14 protein-coding genes and 1 pseudogene are annotated in these 16,111 nt (G+C 71.8%); 3 read left to right on the top strand and 12 right to left on the bottom strand.

Features of this window, described 5'->3' with window-relative positions:
• Window positions 1-146: 146 nt before the first annotated feature.
• The 6 genes and pseudogenes from ACZ3I4_RS02640 to ACZ3I4_RS02615 form a co-directional block, all read right to left on the bottom strand.
• Complete coding sequence (locus ACZ3I4_RS02640) at window positions 147-1,610, bottom strand: NADH-quinone oxidoreductase subunit N (protein WP_465380094.1); 1,464 nt, start codon at window positions 1,608-1,610, stop codon at window positions 147-149.
• Window positions 1,607-3,106, bottom strand: a complete 1,500-nt coding sequence (locus tag ACZ3I4_RS02635; RefSeq protein WP_465380093.1) for a complex I subunit 4 family protein — start codon at window positions 3,104-3,106, stop codon at window positions 1,607-1,609. The genes ACZ3I4_RS02640 and ACZ3I4_RS02635 overlap by 4 nt, the downstream gene beginning before the upstream one ends.
• Window positions 3,103-5,001: an NADH-quinone oxidoreductase subunit 5 family protein gene (locus tag ACZ3I4_RS02630; protein ID WP_465380092.1), complete on the bottom strand. Its 1,899-nt coding sequence runs from the start codon at window positions 4,999-5,001 to the stop codon at window positions 3,103-3,105. Before ACZ3I4_RS02630 ends, ACZ3I4_RS02635 begins: the two co-directional genes overlap by 4 nt.
• A complete protein-coding gene (gene nuoK, locus ACZ3I4_RS02625) occupies window positions 4,998-5,369 on the bottom strand; it encodes an NADH-quinone oxidoreductase subunit NuoK (protein ID WP_465380091.1) in 372 nt (123 codons plus the stop codon). The genes ACZ3I4_RS02630 and nuoK overlap by 4 nt, the downstream gene beginning before the upstream one ends.
• 386 nt (window positions 5,370-5,755) lie before the next feature.
• A pseudogene (locus tag ACZ3I4_RS02620) lies at window positions 5,756-6,313 on the bottom strand (NADH-quinone oxidoreductase subunit J family protein); the annotation flags it as partial.
• The gene (locus ACZ3I4_RS02615) at window positions 6,310-6,918 is read right to left on the bottom strand and encodes a NuoI/complex I 23 kDa subunit family protein (protein WP_465380090.1); all 609 of its coding nucleotides are present in this window, start codon (window positions 6,916-6,918) and stop codon (window positions 6,310-6,312) included. The pseudogene ACZ3I4_RS02620 and the gene ACZ3I4_RS02615, both read right to left, overlap by 4 nt.
• Before the next feature lie 105 nt (window positions 6,919-7,023).
• Between ACZ3I4_RS02615 and ACZ3I4_RS02610 the strand changes: the two genes are divergently transcribed.
• Together ACZ3I4_RS02610 and ACZ3I4_RS02605 are read left to right on the top strand one after the other, a co-directional pair.
• Complete coding sequence (locus ACZ3I4_RS02610) at window positions 7,024-7,599, top strand: Uma2 family endonuclease (protein WP_465380089.1); 576 nt, start codon at window positions 7,024-7,026, stop codon at window positions 7,597-7,599.
• 275 nt (window positions 7,600-7,874) lie between these two features.
• Window positions 7,875-8,276: a hypothetical protein gene (locus ACZ3I4_RS02605; protein ID WP_465380088.1), complete on the top strand. Its 402-nt coding sequence runs from the start codon at window positions 7,875-7,877 to the stop codon at window positions 8,274-8,276.
• Here ACZ3I4_RS02605 and ACZ3I4_RS02600 read toward each other — a convergent pair.
• The 6 genes from ACZ3I4_RS02600 to ACZ3I4_RS02575 are packed head-to-tail and all read right to left on the bottom strand — an operon-like array spanning window position 8,269 to window position 14,609.
• Window positions 8,269-9,228: a complex I subunit 1/NuoH family protein gene (locus ACZ3I4_RS02600; protein ID WP_465380087.1), complete on the bottom strand. Its 960-nt coding sequence runs from the start codon at window positions 9,226-9,228 to the stop codon at window positions 8,269-8,271. The genes ACZ3I4_RS02605 and ACZ3I4_RS02600 overlap by 8 nt on opposite strands.
• Window positions 9,228-9,899: an NADH-quinone oxidoreductase subunit C gene (locus ACZ3I4_RS02595; protein WP_465380086.1), complete on the bottom strand. Its 672-nt coding sequence runs from the start codon at window positions 9,897-9,899 to the stop codon at window positions 9,228-9,230. The genes ACZ3I4_RS02600 and ACZ3I4_RS02595 overlap by 1 nt, the downstream gene beginning before the upstream one ends.
• Before the next feature lie 28 nt (window positions 9,900-9,927).
• Entirely contained in the window at window positions 9,928-11,241 is a 1,314-nt protein-coding gene (locus tag ACZ3I4_RS02590; RefSeq protein WP_465380085.1) for a DUF2252 domain-containing protein, read from the bottom strand.
• Window positions 11,242-11,251: 10 nt separating this feature from the next.
• Entirely contained in the window at window positions 11,252-11,788 is a 537-nt protein-coding gene (locus ACZ3I4_RS02585; protein WP_465380084.1) for an NADH-quinone oxidoreductase subunit B, read from the bottom strand.
• A 9-nt stretch (window positions 11,789-11,797) separates the two neighbouring features.
• Window positions 11,798-13,243, bottom strand: coding sequence for a pyridoxal phosphate-dependent decarboxylase family protein (locus ACZ3I4_RS02580; protein WP_465380083.1), 1,446 nt, complete (start codon window positions 13,241-13,243; stop codon window positions 11,798-11,800).
• Window positions 13,244-13,274: 31 nt separating this feature from the next.
• Entirely contained in the window at window positions 13,275-14,609 is a 1,335-nt protein-coding gene (locus ACZ3I4_RS02575; protein WP_465380082.1) for an MFS transporter, read from the bottom strand.
• A gap of 49 nt (window positions 14,610-14,658) precedes the next feature.
• Between ACZ3I4_RS02575 and ACZ3I4_RS02570 the strand changes: the two genes are divergently transcribed.
• The gene (locus ACZ3I4_RS02570; RefSeq protein WP_465380081.1) at window positions 14,659-16,050 is read left to right on the top strand and encodes a gamma-glutamyltransferase; all 1,392 of its coding nucleotides are present in this window, start codon (window positions 14,659-14,661) and stop codon (window positions 16,048-16,050) included.
• The last annotated feature ends 61 nt before the right edge of the window (window positions 16,051-16,111 follow it).

Below are 16,111 nucleotides of genomic sequence, written 5' to 3'. Positions count from 1 at the left end.
CACACTCCAGACGGCTCACCACAAGGCGCACAACCGGCTGCTCACCACAAGGCGCACAACCGGCGGCTCACCACAAGGCGCACAACCGGCTGCTCACCACTAGGCGCACAACCGGCGGCTCACGACAGGGCCGCACTCCGGGCGGCTCAGGACAGGGCGTCGAAGAGGAGCTGCGGGGCGAAGCCCAGGGTCACGGCCACGGTGGCCGCGGTGATCAGGGCGGCCGCGATCGGCCGGGTCACCGGAAGGCGCGGGTGGGTGGCCGCCTCGAGCAGCTCGGGGTCGGCGACCGCGATGCCGACGCGGGGCGGAGCGGCATAGAGCAGGGCCGCGACCCGGATGTAGTAGGCCAGGGCGACCACGGCGTTGAGGGCCACGATCACGGCCAGCCAGGTCTGGCCGCCGTCGATCAGGGCGTCGACGATGGTGACCTTGGCGAACAGGCCGGCCAGGCCCGGGGGCAGACCGGCCAGTCCGGCCAGGGCCAGCACGAGGGCGGCGCCCAGCCAGGGGGAACGGCGGGCGGCGCCGCGGTAGGACAGGATGTCGCCGCCGTCGGCTCCGGGCGGGCGCAGCGCCACGATCACGCCGAACGCGATGAACTCGAGGACCACGAAGAACACCGCGTATGCGGCGGCGGCTCGCACCCCGTCGGCGCCCAGGGCCAGCGGGGCCAGGATGTAGCCCGCCTGGGCGATCGACGACCAGGCCAGCAGGCGGACCATGCGGGTCTGGCGCAGTGCGACCAGGTTGCCGACCGTCATCGTCAGTAGCGCGAGCAGGGCGGTCAGCGAGGCCGCGTCGAGGCGGATCACGACCGCGGCCAGGGCCAGCACGCCGCCCAGCTTGGAGGCCGTGGACAGATAGGCGGCGACCGGCAGGGGCGAACCCTCGTATGTGGAGGGCGCCCAGGCGTGCAGCGGGACGGCGGCCACCTTGAAGGCCAGGCCGATCACGAGCAGGGCCACGCCGGCGTGGGCGACCGGGGCGGTGAGGCCGGTTCCCTCGATCAGGCGGTCGAAGTGCACCGCGCCGGTGGCGGCGTAGTTGAGGGCCGCGCCGAGCAGGGCGATCGCCGTGGAGACGACGCTGATCAGGAAGAACGTGACCGACGCGGAGGCGGAGGCGGTGCTCACCCGCTCCCCCGGCACGAAGCGGCGCAGGCCGACGAGCAGGTAGAGCGGCAGGGTCAGCGTTTCCAGGCCGACGATCAGGGTGATCAGGTCGCCCGCGTAGCCGACCACGACGCCGCCGGTCATCGAGGCGGCCAGCAGGAAACAGAACTCGCCGGCCGGGGCCGTGCCGAGGCGCAGCGAGGGGATCGAGAGCGCCAGTACCCCGACGGTCAGGGCGGCGAACACGACGGCGGCGGTGGCGGCGAGCGGTCCCGGCACCCACGAGCAGGCGCCACCGGCGGGGTCGCAGAACGTGCCGGCGCGGGAACCGGTGATGATCGCGCCGGCCACGGTGGCCAGCCCGCCCAGCACCAGGGCGCCGAAGACGGCGTTCTTGCGGGCGACCAGCAGATCGGCCAGCAGCACCAGCACCGCGGTGCCGGCCGCCGCGTACAGGGGAAGCAGCGAGACGTGGTCGACGGCCTGGGCCCTCATCGGATCGCCTCCGTCAAGGCTCGCACCGGCGCGCTCGTCGCGGCCAGCACCAGAGCCGGCACGACCCCCACGGCCAGGGTCAGGACGGCCAGCGGCGACCAGGCCAGCCACTCGGCGCCGGTGATCCCCGTGGGGACGACAGCCGGGCCGGTCGGGCCGTGGGTGACCTTGCGCAGCAGGCGCAGGAAGTACGCGGCGGTGAGCGCGCCGCCGATCGCGGCCAGCACGGCCAGCGTCACCCACAGGCCGCCGCCCCGCTCGACCGCCGCCACCACGGCGAACGCCTCGCCCCAGAAACCGGCCAGCCCGGGCAGGCCGAGCGACGCGATCGCCGCGAAGCCGAGCAGGCCGGCCAGCCGGGGCGCCGACTCGCGCAGACCACCCAGCTCGGCCAGCTCGCCGGTGTGCGCCCGGTCCTTGATCGCGCCGGCCAGGAAGAACAGCAGGCCGGTGATCAGGCCGTGCGCGACGTTGCCGAGCAGCGCGGCCTGCAGCCCGGTCGCGGTCAGCGTGGCGATGCCCAGCAACACGAATCCCATGTGGCCGACGCTCGAATAGGCGATCAGGCGTTTGAGCTCGGTCTGGCGCAGGCAGATCAGCGCCCCGGCCAGCACGGCGGCGACGGCCAGGACACCGAGCACGGGCGCGGCCCACTCGGCGCCCAGCGGGGTGACGCCGACACCGATCCGGATCAGGCCGTACGTGCCCATCTTGAGCAGCACGCCGGCCAGGATCACCGAGCCGACCGTCGGGGCCTGGGTGTGCGCGTCGGGCAGCCAGGAGTGCAGCGGCCAGAGCGGCGCCTTGACCGCGAACGCGATCGCGAACAGGGCGAACGCCCCGTACTGGGTGGACCGGCTCAGACCGGCGCCCCCGGCCAGCTCGGCCAGGTCACCGGTGCCCGCGTTGACGGCCACCGTGACCACGCCCAGCAGCAGCAGGACCGAGCCGAACAGCGTGTAGAGGACGAACTTGCGGGCGGCCCGCCGCCGCTCCGGGCCGCCCCAGCCCGCGATGACCGCGTACATGGGGAGCAGGACGACCTCGAAGAACAGGAAGAACAGGATCAGGTCGAGGGCCAGGAACGTGCCGAGGATGCCGGTCTCGAGCACCAGGAGCAGGGCGACGAGGGTACGGCCGGAGCCGCCGTCGGGGACCTTGCGGACGGTGTACGCGCAGCAGAGCAGGGTGAGCAGGCCGGTCAGAGCGATCAGGGGGTAGGACACCCCGTCGACACCGAGGTGGAAGTCGAGGCGCAGGGCGGGAACCCAGGACAGGTCGATCTCGGTCCACGGGCGTACGGCCGCCGGGTTGGCCGAATAGGACGTCCCGGCGTCGTCCCGGGCGAAGGGCAGCGCGATGATCGGGAGCAGGGCGGCGGCGGCGAAGATCGTGCCGGTGACGCGGGCGGCGTGCTCCCGCGACCTCGGCATCAGCGCGAGCACCGCCGCGCCCAGGGCCGGGATCAGCAGCACAGCGATCAGAAGCGCGCTCATCCGGCCGCTCCGAACAGGACCACGGCCGCGCCCAGCAGCAGCGCGCCGGCCAGGACGGTCACGGCCGCCGCGGGCAGCGGGAGGCGATGGGCGTAGGCGAGGGCGGCGCCGACGGTCGAGGTCGTGGTGCCGGTGCCCTCGACGGCCGCGTCCACGACCTTGTCGTCGACCGTGGTCACCGCTCGAGCGAGCGCACGAACCGGGCGTACGAGGAAACGGTCTTGGATCTCGTCGAGCCGGAAACCGGAGGCCAGCAGGGGCCGCGAGCGCCCCAGGGCCGTCGCCGGATCGACGCCGGGCACCTCGCGCCAGAGCCACCAGGCGGCCGTCGCCCCGGCCGCCAGCAGGATCAGCGGCAGCACGACGGCCACGCTGAGGTGCGGGTCCTCCAGTTCGAGGGCGGTGCGGAAACCCGGCGCGTACGCGGCCAGGCCGAGCAGAGCCGACGGAACCGCCAGCAGCAGGATCGGCCAGCGCATGGCCTCGGGCGGATCGTGCGGCTCGGCCGGCTGGGTGTAGCGGGCGTCGTCGAAGCCGACCTCCCAGTCGGGGCCGTCCGGGCCGTGCGCGCGCGAGATGCCGAAGAAGGCCCGGAGCAGCAGGCGGGTGGCGTACCAGGCGGTGATGCCGACGGCGAACAGCGCGGCGATCCAGACCACCCAGCCCACCCACACCGGCGTCGCCTCCCCGCCCTCGGTGGCGTGAGCGGCCGCGGTCAGCACGTTCTCCTTCGACCAGAAACCGGCCAGCGGCGGCAGCCCGGCCAGCGCACCCAGGCCGACCACGAACGACCAGAAGGTGAGCGGCATGTGCGCGCGGAGCCCACCCATGCGGGACAGGTAGTTGGTGCCGACGGCGTGGATGACCGCGCCGGCCGCGAGGAACAGCAGGGCCTTGAACGCGGCGTGAGTGAGCAGGTGGAAGAGCGCGGCGGCGGGCGAGCCGACGGCCAGCGCGCCGGTCATGTAGCCGATCTGGCTGACCGTCGACCAGGCCAGGACCCGTTTCAGGTCGTCCTGGGCCATCGCGCTGAGCGCGCCGAGCAGGATCGTGATCGCGGCCATCACCCCGAGTACGGCCAGCGCGGCCGGGGACTGGTCGTAGAGCGGATAGAGCCGGAAGACGACGTAGACCCCGGCGGCGACCATCGTGGCCGCGTGGATCAGCGCGGAGATCGGCGTGGGGCCGGCCATCGCGTCGGGCAGCCAGGTGTGCAGCGGGAACTGGGCGCTCTTGCCGGCCACCCCGGCCAGGATGAGGATCAGCGCGGCGGTGTGCGGCGGCCCGGCCAGCACGACGGCGATCTCGCTGGTTCCCGCGTCGACGATCAGGACGGCCACGCCGAGCAGGAAGCCGACGTCGCCGACCCGGGTGACCAGGAAGGCCTTGACCGCGGCGGCCGGGGCCTCGGGGAGTCGCCGGTCGTGACCGATCAGCAGGTAGGAGCAGGCGCCCATCACCTCCCAGCCGATCAGCAGCGTGATCAGGTCGCCGCTGGTGACGACCAGGAGCATCGCGCCGGTGAACAGGCTGATCTGGGCGGCATACGGGGCGTAGCGGGGGTCGTCGTGCAGGTAGGCCACCGAATAGACCTGGACGGCCAGGGCGACGGCGCAGACGGCGAGGGCGATGTAGAGGGCGGCGTGGCCGGCGCTGATGCCCAGCGTCAGCTGGATGTCGCCGAGGCTCACCCAGTGTGTTTTCCACTCGACCGGCTTGGCCGGCTCGACGGCGAACAGGAGGACGCCCAGCGTCACGAGGAGTGAGATGGCGGCGCCGGCGATACCGAGAGTGGCCGCGGGCCGGCGGCCGTCCGCGCGATCGTCCGGGGGCAGCAGCAGACCGGCCAGACCGAGGAGCAGCGGTACGCCGGGGATCAGCGCGGCGGCGGTCACGGGGTCACCCGCTCGTGGTCGTGCTCGTGCAGCGCTACCTCGTCGAGCACCACGGCGCGGCGCAGCCGGTAGTACTGCAGCACGATGGCCAGCCCGACGCCGACCTCGGCCGCGGCCAGCACGATGACGAACAGGGCGAAGATCGCACCGGCCCGGGGTTCGGTGACGGGATAGGCCCAGGCCTCGGGCCGCACGTCGGTGAGGGCGGTCTTGATCGTGCTGTCGGCCGCCACGAGGATCAGGTTGACGGCGTTGAGCATGAGCTCGACGGCCATCAGGACGAGGATGGCGTTGCGCCGGCGCAGCACGCCATAGACCCCGAGGGCGAAGAGCAGGGCGGCGACGACGTAAGGGATGACCGCGTGCATCAGGCCCCCTCGTCGTCGGTGCGGGACGGCGGCAGCTCTCGCGGGCGGCCGGGCTCGGGCAGTTCCCTCGGACGGCTCCGCTCGGCGCTCGGCAGGGCCGGCCGGCCGCGGCTCGTCTCGGTGCTGGTGCCCTCGATGACCCGGGGGTCTTCCCCGCCGTCCGGCTCGGAGCCGGACGGCCCGCCGAGCTGGGGGCCGGACTCGCGGGCGCGGAAGACAACGTCGCGGGCTTGGTCCTTGAGGACGTCCTCGCGGGTCGGCTCGCGCGTCGCGGTGCCGCCGGCCGGCTCGCCCGCCTCGGCCGTCTGCTCGGCGGCGCGCTGGGCCCGCACCCGTGCCTGGGCGGCGGCCTGGCGGGCGGCGATCCGTTCCAGGCGAGCGGCCACCTCGGGCGACTCCCCGACCGGGTCGGGCGGGGGCAGCGCGGCCCCGGCGTTGGGGTCGGGGCGGGCGCCGATGTCGGGCCGGGACAGCACGATCGCGCCGACCAGGGCGGCCAGCAGCAGGATCGAGAGCACCTCGAAGGGCAGCACCCAGGCGCCGAAGATCTGCTCGCCGACGCGACGGCCGGTGCCGGGCGGGGGCAGCTCGAACTCGGTCCAGCGGAAGGCGTCGACCAGCAGAACCGTCAGGCCGAGCCCGACGCCGCCGCCGATCAGGGCCGCGGGAAGGGCGGGCCGGTCGAGATCCTTGGACGGGCCGATCGGCGCCCGGGTCAGCATCACGGCGAACAGCAGCAGCACCACGACCGCGCCGACGTAGACCAGGATCTGCACCCAGGCCACCAGCTCGGCCCCCAGCACCAGATAAAGCCCGGCGGTCGCCCCGAGGCTGACCACCAGATAGAAGCCCGCACGGACCAGATGCGCACTGGTGACGACCAGCGCGCCGGAGCCCACCGCGATCGCGCCCAGAGCCAGCATCAGCGCGTCGGCAACGGTCACCGCTCCCGCTCCGCTTCGTCGGACGCGGCCGGGGGCCGGCGGACGGCGGGCCGGGCCGTCTTGGCCGCGGTCGCCGCGCCCGGGCCGGCCGCCTTGCGGGCCGCGGTCGCCTCCTCCTTGGAGGGCTCGCCCAGCACGTCGTGGGCCGGGGGCGGCGGGACCGTGCGCATCCAGTCGCCCAGGCGGTTCTTGTCGTGGAGCAGGTCGAGGACGTCGGTCTCGGCGTATTCGAACTCGGGCGTCCAGTGCAGCGCGTCGAACGGGCAGACCTCGATGCAGATGCCGCAGTACATGCACAGGGAGAAGTCGATGTCGAACCGGTCGAGCTGGTTGCGCTGCCGGGACCGCGCGGCGCCGGGGACGATCACTTCTTCCTTGTGCGAGTCGATGTAGATGCACCAGTCGGGGCACTCGCGGGCGCAGAGCATGCAGACCGTGCAGTTCTCCTCGGTCAGCGCGATCACCCCACGGCTGCGCGGGGGAAGCTCGGGCTCGACATCCGGATATTGCTGGGTGGTCGACCGCTGGGTCATCGTCTTGAGCGTGACGGCGAGGCCCTGCACAAGGCCCTTTCCGGGCGTGTTCCGCTCCCCGTCGTCAGTCACAAACGCATATCCTGCCCCGTCGCCCCATTTGATGCGAGCACACCCCCATCAGATCTTCCGGTAAGTTGTTGCCGGAGTGATTGGCCAGCGCCCGGGAGGCCTCACATGACCGCTGCTGCCAGCGACATGCCACCCAAGGCCGACTGGACCTCCGATGATCTCGATCGGTTCCCTGAGGACGGCATCCGTCGCGAGATCTTCGATGGAGTTCTTCACGTGACCCCCTCACCCTCCAGCGTCCACCAGGCGCTGTCCGGCCTCCTCTTCTACGCCCTGTCCGCTTCCTGCCCGGAACATCTCTTCGTCAGCCAGGCGAACGACGTCGAGATCAGCGCCAATCGATGCTTTGTCCCCGACCTGCTGGCGGTGACGTTCGCGGCCGCGAAGACCGGAACGGGCCGATTCCACGCCAGAGACGTCGCCCTGGCGGTGGAGATCGTTTCGCCGAGCACGAAGAACATCGACCAGGTAGTGAAGCCGTCGTTCTACGCGCAGGCCGGCATCCCGTTCTACTGGCTGATCGATACCGCCGACGGCCTCACGGTGATGACCTACGCCCTGGACAGCGACCCCCAGGGCTACGAACTGACCGGCACCTTCGCCGGGGACGACACCCTCCGGGTCGATCAGCCTTGGCCGATCGAGATCGCCCTGAGTTCGATCCGCCCCCGCAACCTCTGACCGACCGGCCTCGGCCCTTGGCGTGACCACCGGGAACATCCCGGTGGCGCGCTACGGCCGTTCGTCTCCCGGTGCTCGCGGGCGGCAGCCGCCGGAGGCGGAGGGCTGTCCTGGTGCTTCCGGGGAAGCCGACGAGGCGTACGGGATGGGTGGTTTGCGATTCTTAGACGGCATAACAGTAAAAGTGATTTATATAGAAGAACATCTGTTTGCTGCCCGGGTGTCCGGTTACTACACGGCTGACCGCTTCATCCGAGCGAACGGAGAATCTTCGTATGAGCAACACCGGACGAGTGGCTTTGGCCTTCGTGGGATCGGCCGGACTCGTCGGCGCGCTGGCTGCGCCGGCCGCGGCGGCGCCGGAAGTGCTGGCCACGCCGTGTGTGCAGAAGGTGGGCGTCGTCAACAACGGCGGCTTCGTGATGAACTTCCAGCTCACCACGCGGGACGGGCAGCTGTCGGCGCCGACCGACACCTACCCGATCAACCAGTGGCGGATCGTCGACCTCGCCTCGACGCCGTTCGCCGAGGGTGTCGACGTGCGCCCGCTGGTGCACGCGACGGCCGGCAACGACGTGACCGGCAACGTGTTCGTGTCGTACTGCGCGAACGGGCAGACCGCGACCTACACGGCCAGCGGCACCACGACCAACTATTCGGTCACGCTGCTCACGTAAGCACCCGGACGGCTGCGGTCAGCACCAGCTGAGCCAGCGCCAACGGCACGAGGACCAGCCAGCAGAGCCTTTGCAGCTGGTCCTCGCGCAGCCGGGGATAGCTGACGCGCAGCCAGATGATCACGAACGAGACGGCGAACACCTTGACCAGCGTCCACAACCAGCCGAGCTGGTCGGCGAACGGGCCGTGCCAGCCACCGAGGAACAGCACGGTGGTGAGCGCGGCGATCACGACGATGCCGACGTACTCGGCCAGCAGGAAGAAGGCGAACCGCAGCCCGGTGTATTCGGTCATGTAGCCGAACACCAGCTCCGAGTCGGCGATCGGCATGTCGAACGGCGGGCGGCGGATCTCGGCCAGACCGGCGACGAAGAAGACGATCGCGGCCGGGGCCTGCCAGAGCAGCCACCACGGGCGCCACGCCTCGACGATGCCGGGCAGGCTGAGCGTGCCCGCGGCCATGGCGACGCTGGCCGCGGCGAGCACCAGCGGCAACTCGTAGCCGAGCAGCTGGGCCGCGCCGCGCAGACCGCCGAGCAGGCTGTACTTGTTGGCCGAGGCCCAGGCCGACATCAGAACGGCCAGCACGCCGACGCCGAGCACGGCCAGCACGAAGAACAGCCCCACGTCGAGCGCCTGGGCGACGAGACCGTTCGGGCCGAGCGGAATGGCCAGCAAGACCAGAAGGTATGGGAACAGGGCGACGATCGGGGCGAGCCGGAAGACCCGCCGGTCGGCCGCGCCCGGCGCCACGTCCTCCTTTTGCACGAACTTCACGCCGTCGGCGACGAGCTGCGCCCAGCCGTGGTAGGCGCCGGCGTACATCGGACCGAGGCGGCCCTGCATGTGGGCCATGACCTTGTGTTCGGCCTGCCCGACGACGAGCGGCAGCACGAGGAAGGCCGCCACGACGGCGACCACCCGGACGATGAGGTCGAGCCAGATCGGCATCAGGAGTCGTCCCGGGCCGGTCGGCGCGGCGGACGGGCCGCACGGGCGGGAGCAGGCGGCTCCTGACCGGCGCGGGGACCCCACTCGTTGGGGCCGGGAACACCGGGCGGGCGCATCGGGGCCCGTTTCGCCGTGCCCGCCTCGGATTCGCCGGGCTCCTTGGCGCCGGGCCACGCCTTGGCGACGCGGGAGGCCAGCACGAACTCCTTGCGCAGCGGGTGGCCCTCGAAGCCGGGCGGCAGCAGCAGGGGACGCAGGTCGGGATGCCGGGCGAAGGTGATGCCGAACATCTCGTACGTCTCCCGCTCGTGCCACGAGGCGCCCGGGAAGAGCTCGACGACCGACTCGATCACCGGGTTGTCGCGGGGCACGAGCGTGCGCAGCAGCAGCGCGTGGTGGCGGCGGATCGACCAGAGGTGGGCGATCACGCGGAAGCCGTCATCCAGCTCGTCGACGGCGGACAGCCAGTCGAAGTAGTCGCAGCCCAGGGCGCCGTTGTGCTTGGCCGTGCCGACGACCTCCCACCAGCGGGCGACCGGCACGTCGACGACCGCACGCTCGTGACCGGGGCCGCCGCCCGACAGGCCGGCGACGATCTCGCCCGGAGGCGCGTCCGGGGAGTCGTCCGTCAGCAGCGCGACCAGCCGCTCGCCGACCTCTTCGGGAGTCATGCGGTCATCCTATGATCCCGGCCGGCGGTCAGAGGCCGGTGAGGCGGCCGTTCCGGAAGACGTCGACGAAGTCCTGGTGGTCCTCGCGGGCCTGGTCGCCGTAGCGGTGGGCGAACTCGACCAGGTGCCGCACGAAACCGGCCTCGTCCTTGTCGACCTCGGCCACGATCGCCTCCTCGGTGGAGAAGTCGACCAGGTCGTGACTGGATTCGTCGTCGGCCACCGAGTGCATGCGGGCGACGGCCCGGCCCAGGTCGGCGATGACCCCGGCCAGCTCGTCGGGCTCGTTGACGTCGGACCAGTCGAGGTCAGCCGCGTACGGCGAGACCTCGGCGACGAGCTGACCCACGCCGTTGAGCGTCGTGTAGCCCACCCACGGGTCGGCGTGCGCCTGCAACGCGTGCTGCGACTCGGCCGTACGGTGGCCCTGGTGCTGGAAATAGGACCGGACGCGCTCGTCGTCGATCCAGCGTGCGACCGCCGGGACCTGCGCCTGCTTCATATAGATGATCACGTCGTTCTCGAGCGCCTGGGTGTGCCCCTCGAGCAGCAGGTTGTACGACGGCAGGCCGGCCGATCCGATGCCGACGCCCTTGCGCAGCTTGATGTCCTTGATGTTGCTGGCCACCGGCCGCGTCTTCGCCGGCAGCGTCGGCAGATACCGCTCGTACGCCTCGAGCACCGCGGCCCCGGTGACCTCGTCGACCTCGTAGACGCCGTCGGCCAGGGCGAACCGGCGCTCGTAGTCCTCGATCGCGGTCTGCCCGTTGAGCAGGTCGATGCGGGTGCTGAGCCGGGCCTCCTGCAGCACGCGGCGCAGCGCGCCGTCCGCGTTCTCCAGGGTGATCGAGCCGATCGCGTCGTCGCCGCCCTGCGCGATGGCCCGCAACTCGGTCAGATAGGACCGGGCGAACCCGGTCACCAGCGCGCTGATGTGATCGTCGGAGAGGGCCTTCGAGTAGCCGATCAGGGCCACGCTCGCCGCGAAGCGCTTGAGATCCCAGGAGAAGGGTCCCACGTACGCCTCGTCGAAGTCGTTGACGTTGAAGACGAGCTGGCCGGAGCCGTTCATGTAGGTGCCGAAGTTCTCGGCGTGCAGGTCGCCGTGGATCCACACGCGGCTCGTGCGGTCGTCGAGGAAGCTGTTGTCGGCGTACGAGCCGTCGGACGAGCCGGACAGGTCGGCGTAGAACAGCGAGGCGCTGCCGCGGTAGAACGCGAACGGCGACGCGGCCATCTTGCGGAACTTACGCCGGAAGGCGGCTGGATCGATGGCGATCAACTCGCCGAATTCCCTGGTCAGGACGTCGATGATGAAGTCCGCACGGTACCGATCGGTCATAGTGCGGAGACTAGTCCCCAGTTGCACCCGGGGGAGTCACCAAAGGGGCAGTCAAGGCCAGCGGATCGGGCCGGGAGACACCACCGGGGCCGGACTGCTCGGCGGCGATCTTTTCCTGCAAACGGAGAATGCCGTGCAGCAGGGCCTCGGGCCGCGGCGGGCAACCGGGAACGTAGACGTCGACCGGGATGATCTGGTCGACGCCCTTGGTCACCGAGTAGGAATCCCAGTACGGCCCTCCACAGTTCGCGCAGGAGCCGAACGAGATCACGTATTTCGGCTCGGGCATCTGGTCGTAGAGCCGCTTGATCGCGGGGGCCATCTTGTCGGTGACCGTGCCCGAGACGACCATGAGGTCGGCCTGGCGCGGGCCGTGGGCGAACGGGATGACGCCCATCCGCATGAAGTCGTGCCGGCTCATGCTGGACGCGATGAACTCGATCGCGCAGCACGCCAGCCCGAAGTTGAACACCCACAGCGAATAGCGCCGCCCCCAGTTCAGCACGAACCGGATGGGTTCCCCGAGCACTCCTGGCAGACCGGCCACGACGTCAACCTACTCCGTCTCGCGCGGCGGTCGTTGGAGCAGGCTCAGGAAGCCGGTGAGCAGCGCCTCGCGCAGGGCGGGCGGAGCGACGTCGAGCAGCGAGTTGACCGCGGCCATCCGGGTGAAGTCGCCCCCGCCCAGCCCGAGGCCCTGCGCCAGGCCGGCGATCAGTTCGGGCGTGACGATCTCGGGGGTGAGCGAGCCCGCCGCCTCGAGCAGCGCGGGCGGCAGACCGGCCGGACCCGACTCACGGGCGGCGGTCACGGCCGCGGCGAGATCGGGCCCGAAGTCGGCGGCGGTCGCGGCCACCGCGGCGGTCACGGTGAGGTGGATCGTGGCGGGCATCGCCTCGTACGACATCTGGGGCTGGGTGTGCCAGCCGCGCGCGGCGAGCTCGTCGGCCAGCACGAACAGGTCCACGTCGCCGTCCGAGGTCAGGCAGACGACGCTCGTCTCGGGCGGGGCGTAGAGGCGTACGCCGTCGGTCTGTTCCACCGCCTCGGCCAGCGTGACCACCGCATCCCGGGTGCGGGTGGCCAGCTCGAGATAGCCCGCGTCGCCGATGTGACGCAGGGTGGCCAGGGCCGCCGCGATCGGACCGCCGGAGCGGGTGGACGAGATGACCGGGTTGATCATCGTGTAGCCGGGCCAGCCGGCGTACGCGAAGTACTGCGGGAGTCGCAGCGCCTCGTCCCGGTGCAGCAGGACCGAGACACCCTTGGGCGCGTACGCGTATTTGTGCAGGTCGACCGAGATGCTGGTGACGCCCGGAACGGCGAAGTCGAACAAGGGCAGGTCGGCGCCGAGCCGGCGGAGGTAGGGCAGCACCCAGCCGCCGAAGCAGGCGTCCACATGGAACCGCACCCCCCGCCCGGCGGCGATCGCGGCCAGCTCGGGAATCGGATCGACCACACCGTGGGCGTAGGACGGCGCGGACGCGGCGACGAGCACGGTGTCGGCGGTGATCCTCGCGGCGATCGCGGCCGGGTCGGCTCGCAAGTCGGCGCCGACCGGCACGACGTCGAGGGCGACCCGCAGATAGTGCGCGGCCTTGGCGAACGCGGCATGGGCGGTGGACGGGATGACCAGGCGCGGGGTCGTCAGCTCGGGCCGGGAGTCGCGGGCGGCCTTGACCGCCAGGATCAGCGACTCGGTGCCGCCGCTGGTCACGCTGCCGACCGTGCCGTCGTCCCCGCCGAGGAGCCGGGCCGCCGCACCGACGAGGGCGTTCTCCATGGCCAGCAGCGACGGGAACGCGGTCGGGTCGAGACCGTTGACGTGCGCGGAGATCGCGTAGGCCTGGCGGGCCAGCTCGTCGAGCCCGTCGAGCGCGGGGTCGTAGACGTAGGCGAACAGCCGGCCGCCGTGCGTGGGCAGGTCGGCGGTCCGCAGCTCGCTCAGCTCGGCGAGGATCTGCTCCCCCGGGACGCCCTTCTCGGGCAGCGCCTCCAACATGCCGATCACGCTATCCCAGCCCGCGGCCGGCTCAGGCCCGGCGGATCACGTCGCGGTACGAGCGCAGCAGCACCACCGCGGCGCCGACCAGGAGGGCGGGCACGACGGTGAAGCCGAGCAGCACGCCCAGCCGGGCGGTGTCGTCCTGCCGGGCGGCCTCGCCGGTCGCCGACGACACATATCCGAAGAGCTGGAGGATCAGCGCGTAGAGGCCGGGACCCAGGGCCAGTCCGAGGGTCTCCCCCGCGGTCCACAGACCGGTGAAGACGCCGGCCTGGCGGCGGCCGGTGCGCTCGGTGTCGTAGGCGATGCAGTCCGGCAGCATCGCCAGCGCGAAGACCTGCTGCCCGGCATAGCCGACGCCGATCACCGCGACGAGCAGATAGACGGCCACCGGGGACAGCGCGGGCGCGGCCAGCAGGGCCAGGGCCCCCGCCGCGAACAGCAGCGATCCGACGGCCAGCGACGCGGGCTTGCCGAGACGACGGCCGACGCGGCTCCAGAGCGGCATGACCAGCAGGGCCGGGCCGACGAAGGCGGCGAACAGGAAGGTGGCCCCGGAGTCACGCTCGACGACGTGGTCGGCAAAATACTGCACCCCGGCGAGCATCGTGCCGATCCCGGCCGCCTGGATGATCCAGAGCAGGAGCAGGGCCCGGAACGGACCGTTGGCCAGGGCGACCCGCAATTGCGTACGCAAGTCGGGCTCGACCGCCTCGACCGAGCGGGAATCGGCGGACCGGGTTCCGAAGTAGACGCCCAAGGTGCCGACGACGATGAGCGCGCCGACGAAGAGGCCCGACCAGCGGTGCCCGGGCACGCCGCCGCCGGTCTGCTCGACGACCAGCGGGGCAAGCGCGCCGGAGATCAGGATGGCCAGGGCCAGCACGGCGACGCGCCAGGTCATCAGGCGGGTGCGCTCGCCGTAGCCGTCGGTCAGCTCGGCCGGCATCGCGACGTACGGGACCTGGAAGAACGCGTACGCGGTGGCGGCGGCGAGAAAGGTCAGGGCCACGTACGCGCCCGCGCCGGCTCCGCTGCCCACCGGCCCGGCGAAGAGCGCGGCGAACAGCACGGCCAGCAGCAGACCGGCCAGGAGCAGGAACGGCCGCCGGTCGCCGCGTCGGTCGGAGATCCGGCCGGCGATCGGGTTGACGAGGACGTCCCACGCCTTCGGCAGCAGCACGAGAAGGCCCGCGACACCGGCCGCCACACCTAACGAATCGGTCAGATAGGGCAGCAGGAGCAATCCCGGCACGGTTCCGAAGGCGCCCGTGACCAGCGAACCCAGTGAATATCCGGCCAAAACACGACGTGGCAGGGCGGCCGCCGGCCGTACTTCGGGAGTGGGACCAGCGGGCGTCATGAACGCGGATGGTAACCACGATCATGTGATCCCGCCTACGCTTCGCCAGATGAAAAAGGTTGCGGCGGGGGTCGCCGCCAGTCACCCGGCCACGGCCGGAGCCGGGCTGCGGATCCTGCGGGACGGCGGAACGGCGGCCGACGCCGCGGTCGCGGCGGTGCTGGCCTGCTGTGCGGCCGAGACGATCTATACCGGGATGGGCGGCGGCGGCTTCGCCACCTACTTCGACGCGAGCAGCGGCGAGGTCACCTGCCTCGACTTCTTCGTCGCGGTTCCGGGCACTGACGGTGACCGTGAGCCGGGCCCGATGGTCGCGGTCGACGTGTTCTTCGGCGGCATGCCGCAGGTCTACTCGATCGGCGGCGCGAGCGTCGCGGTCCCCGGCGTGCCGGCCGGCTGCGGCGAGGTGCACCGGCGCTGGGGACGGCTGCCGTGGGCCGAGGTCGTCGCGCCGGCGGCCGCGCTGGCGGCCGACGGCGTCCCGGTTCCGGCCGCGCACGCGCAGACGCTGGACTCGTGCGCTCCCGCGCTGGCCTGGGGCGAGGGCGCGGCGGTCTACACCCCGAACGGCCGGCAACTGCAGGGCGGCGACCTGCTGTTCCACGATGGACTCGGCACCGCGATGGCGAGGCTGGCCGAGGCCGGGCCGGAGATCTTCTACACCGGCGACTACGCGGAAGTCATGGTCGACGCGGTGCGCGCGGCCGGCGGCTGTCTCGGCCCGCGCGACCTGGCCGACTACCGGGTGCTCGAGACGCCGGTCGACCACGCGACGCTGGCCGGCCACCGGGTGCTGGCCCGCCACGACATGAACCGCACCGTCGACACGATCGCCGGGCTGCCGGCCGACCTGTCCCGCCCGGGCCGGGCCGTCAGCGTGGCCGCCGCCCTACGCGACCAGGGCCGGCAGAAGATCGGCGACACCACGAACGTCTCGGTCGTCGACGCCGACGGCAACGCCTGCGTGATCACGACAACGCTGGGGCTCGGCGCCGGGGTCTGGCTGCCCGGCCTCGGGATCAACCTGAACTCCATGCTGGGCGAGGGCGAACTGGTCACCGACGACATGGTGCCGGGCAAGCGAATGTCGTCGAACATGTGCCCGCTGGTGGTGATCGACCCGGACGGCGACCTGGCGGTGGCGGCCGGGTCGGCGGGCGCGAGCCGCATCCGTACGGCCCTGGTCGACACCCTGCTCGGGACGCTGGTCGACGGTTTGACCATGGCGGAGGCGATCGCGCGGCCGCGCTTCCACGTCGTCGACGACACCGTCCACGTCGAGCCGGGCTATCCACGCGACGAGCTGAGCGCGCTGGTCGCGGCCGGCTGGCAGGTCAAGCAGTGGCCCGCCCTCAACCACTACTTCGGCGGGGTGACCGCGGTCGGCCAGGCCGGCGCCGCCGGCGACCCCCGCCGCGCCGGCGTCGGGCTGTCGCTGTGAATCGCCTGACGCCCTGTGGATAACCCGCTCTTCCGGCTTGACAGGGAGTAGGTTCTGCCCC

This window comes from Actinoplanes sp. NPDC021490 (assembly GCF_055562135.1).
This window is presented reverse-complemented; position numbering and strand designations above follow the sequence as displayed.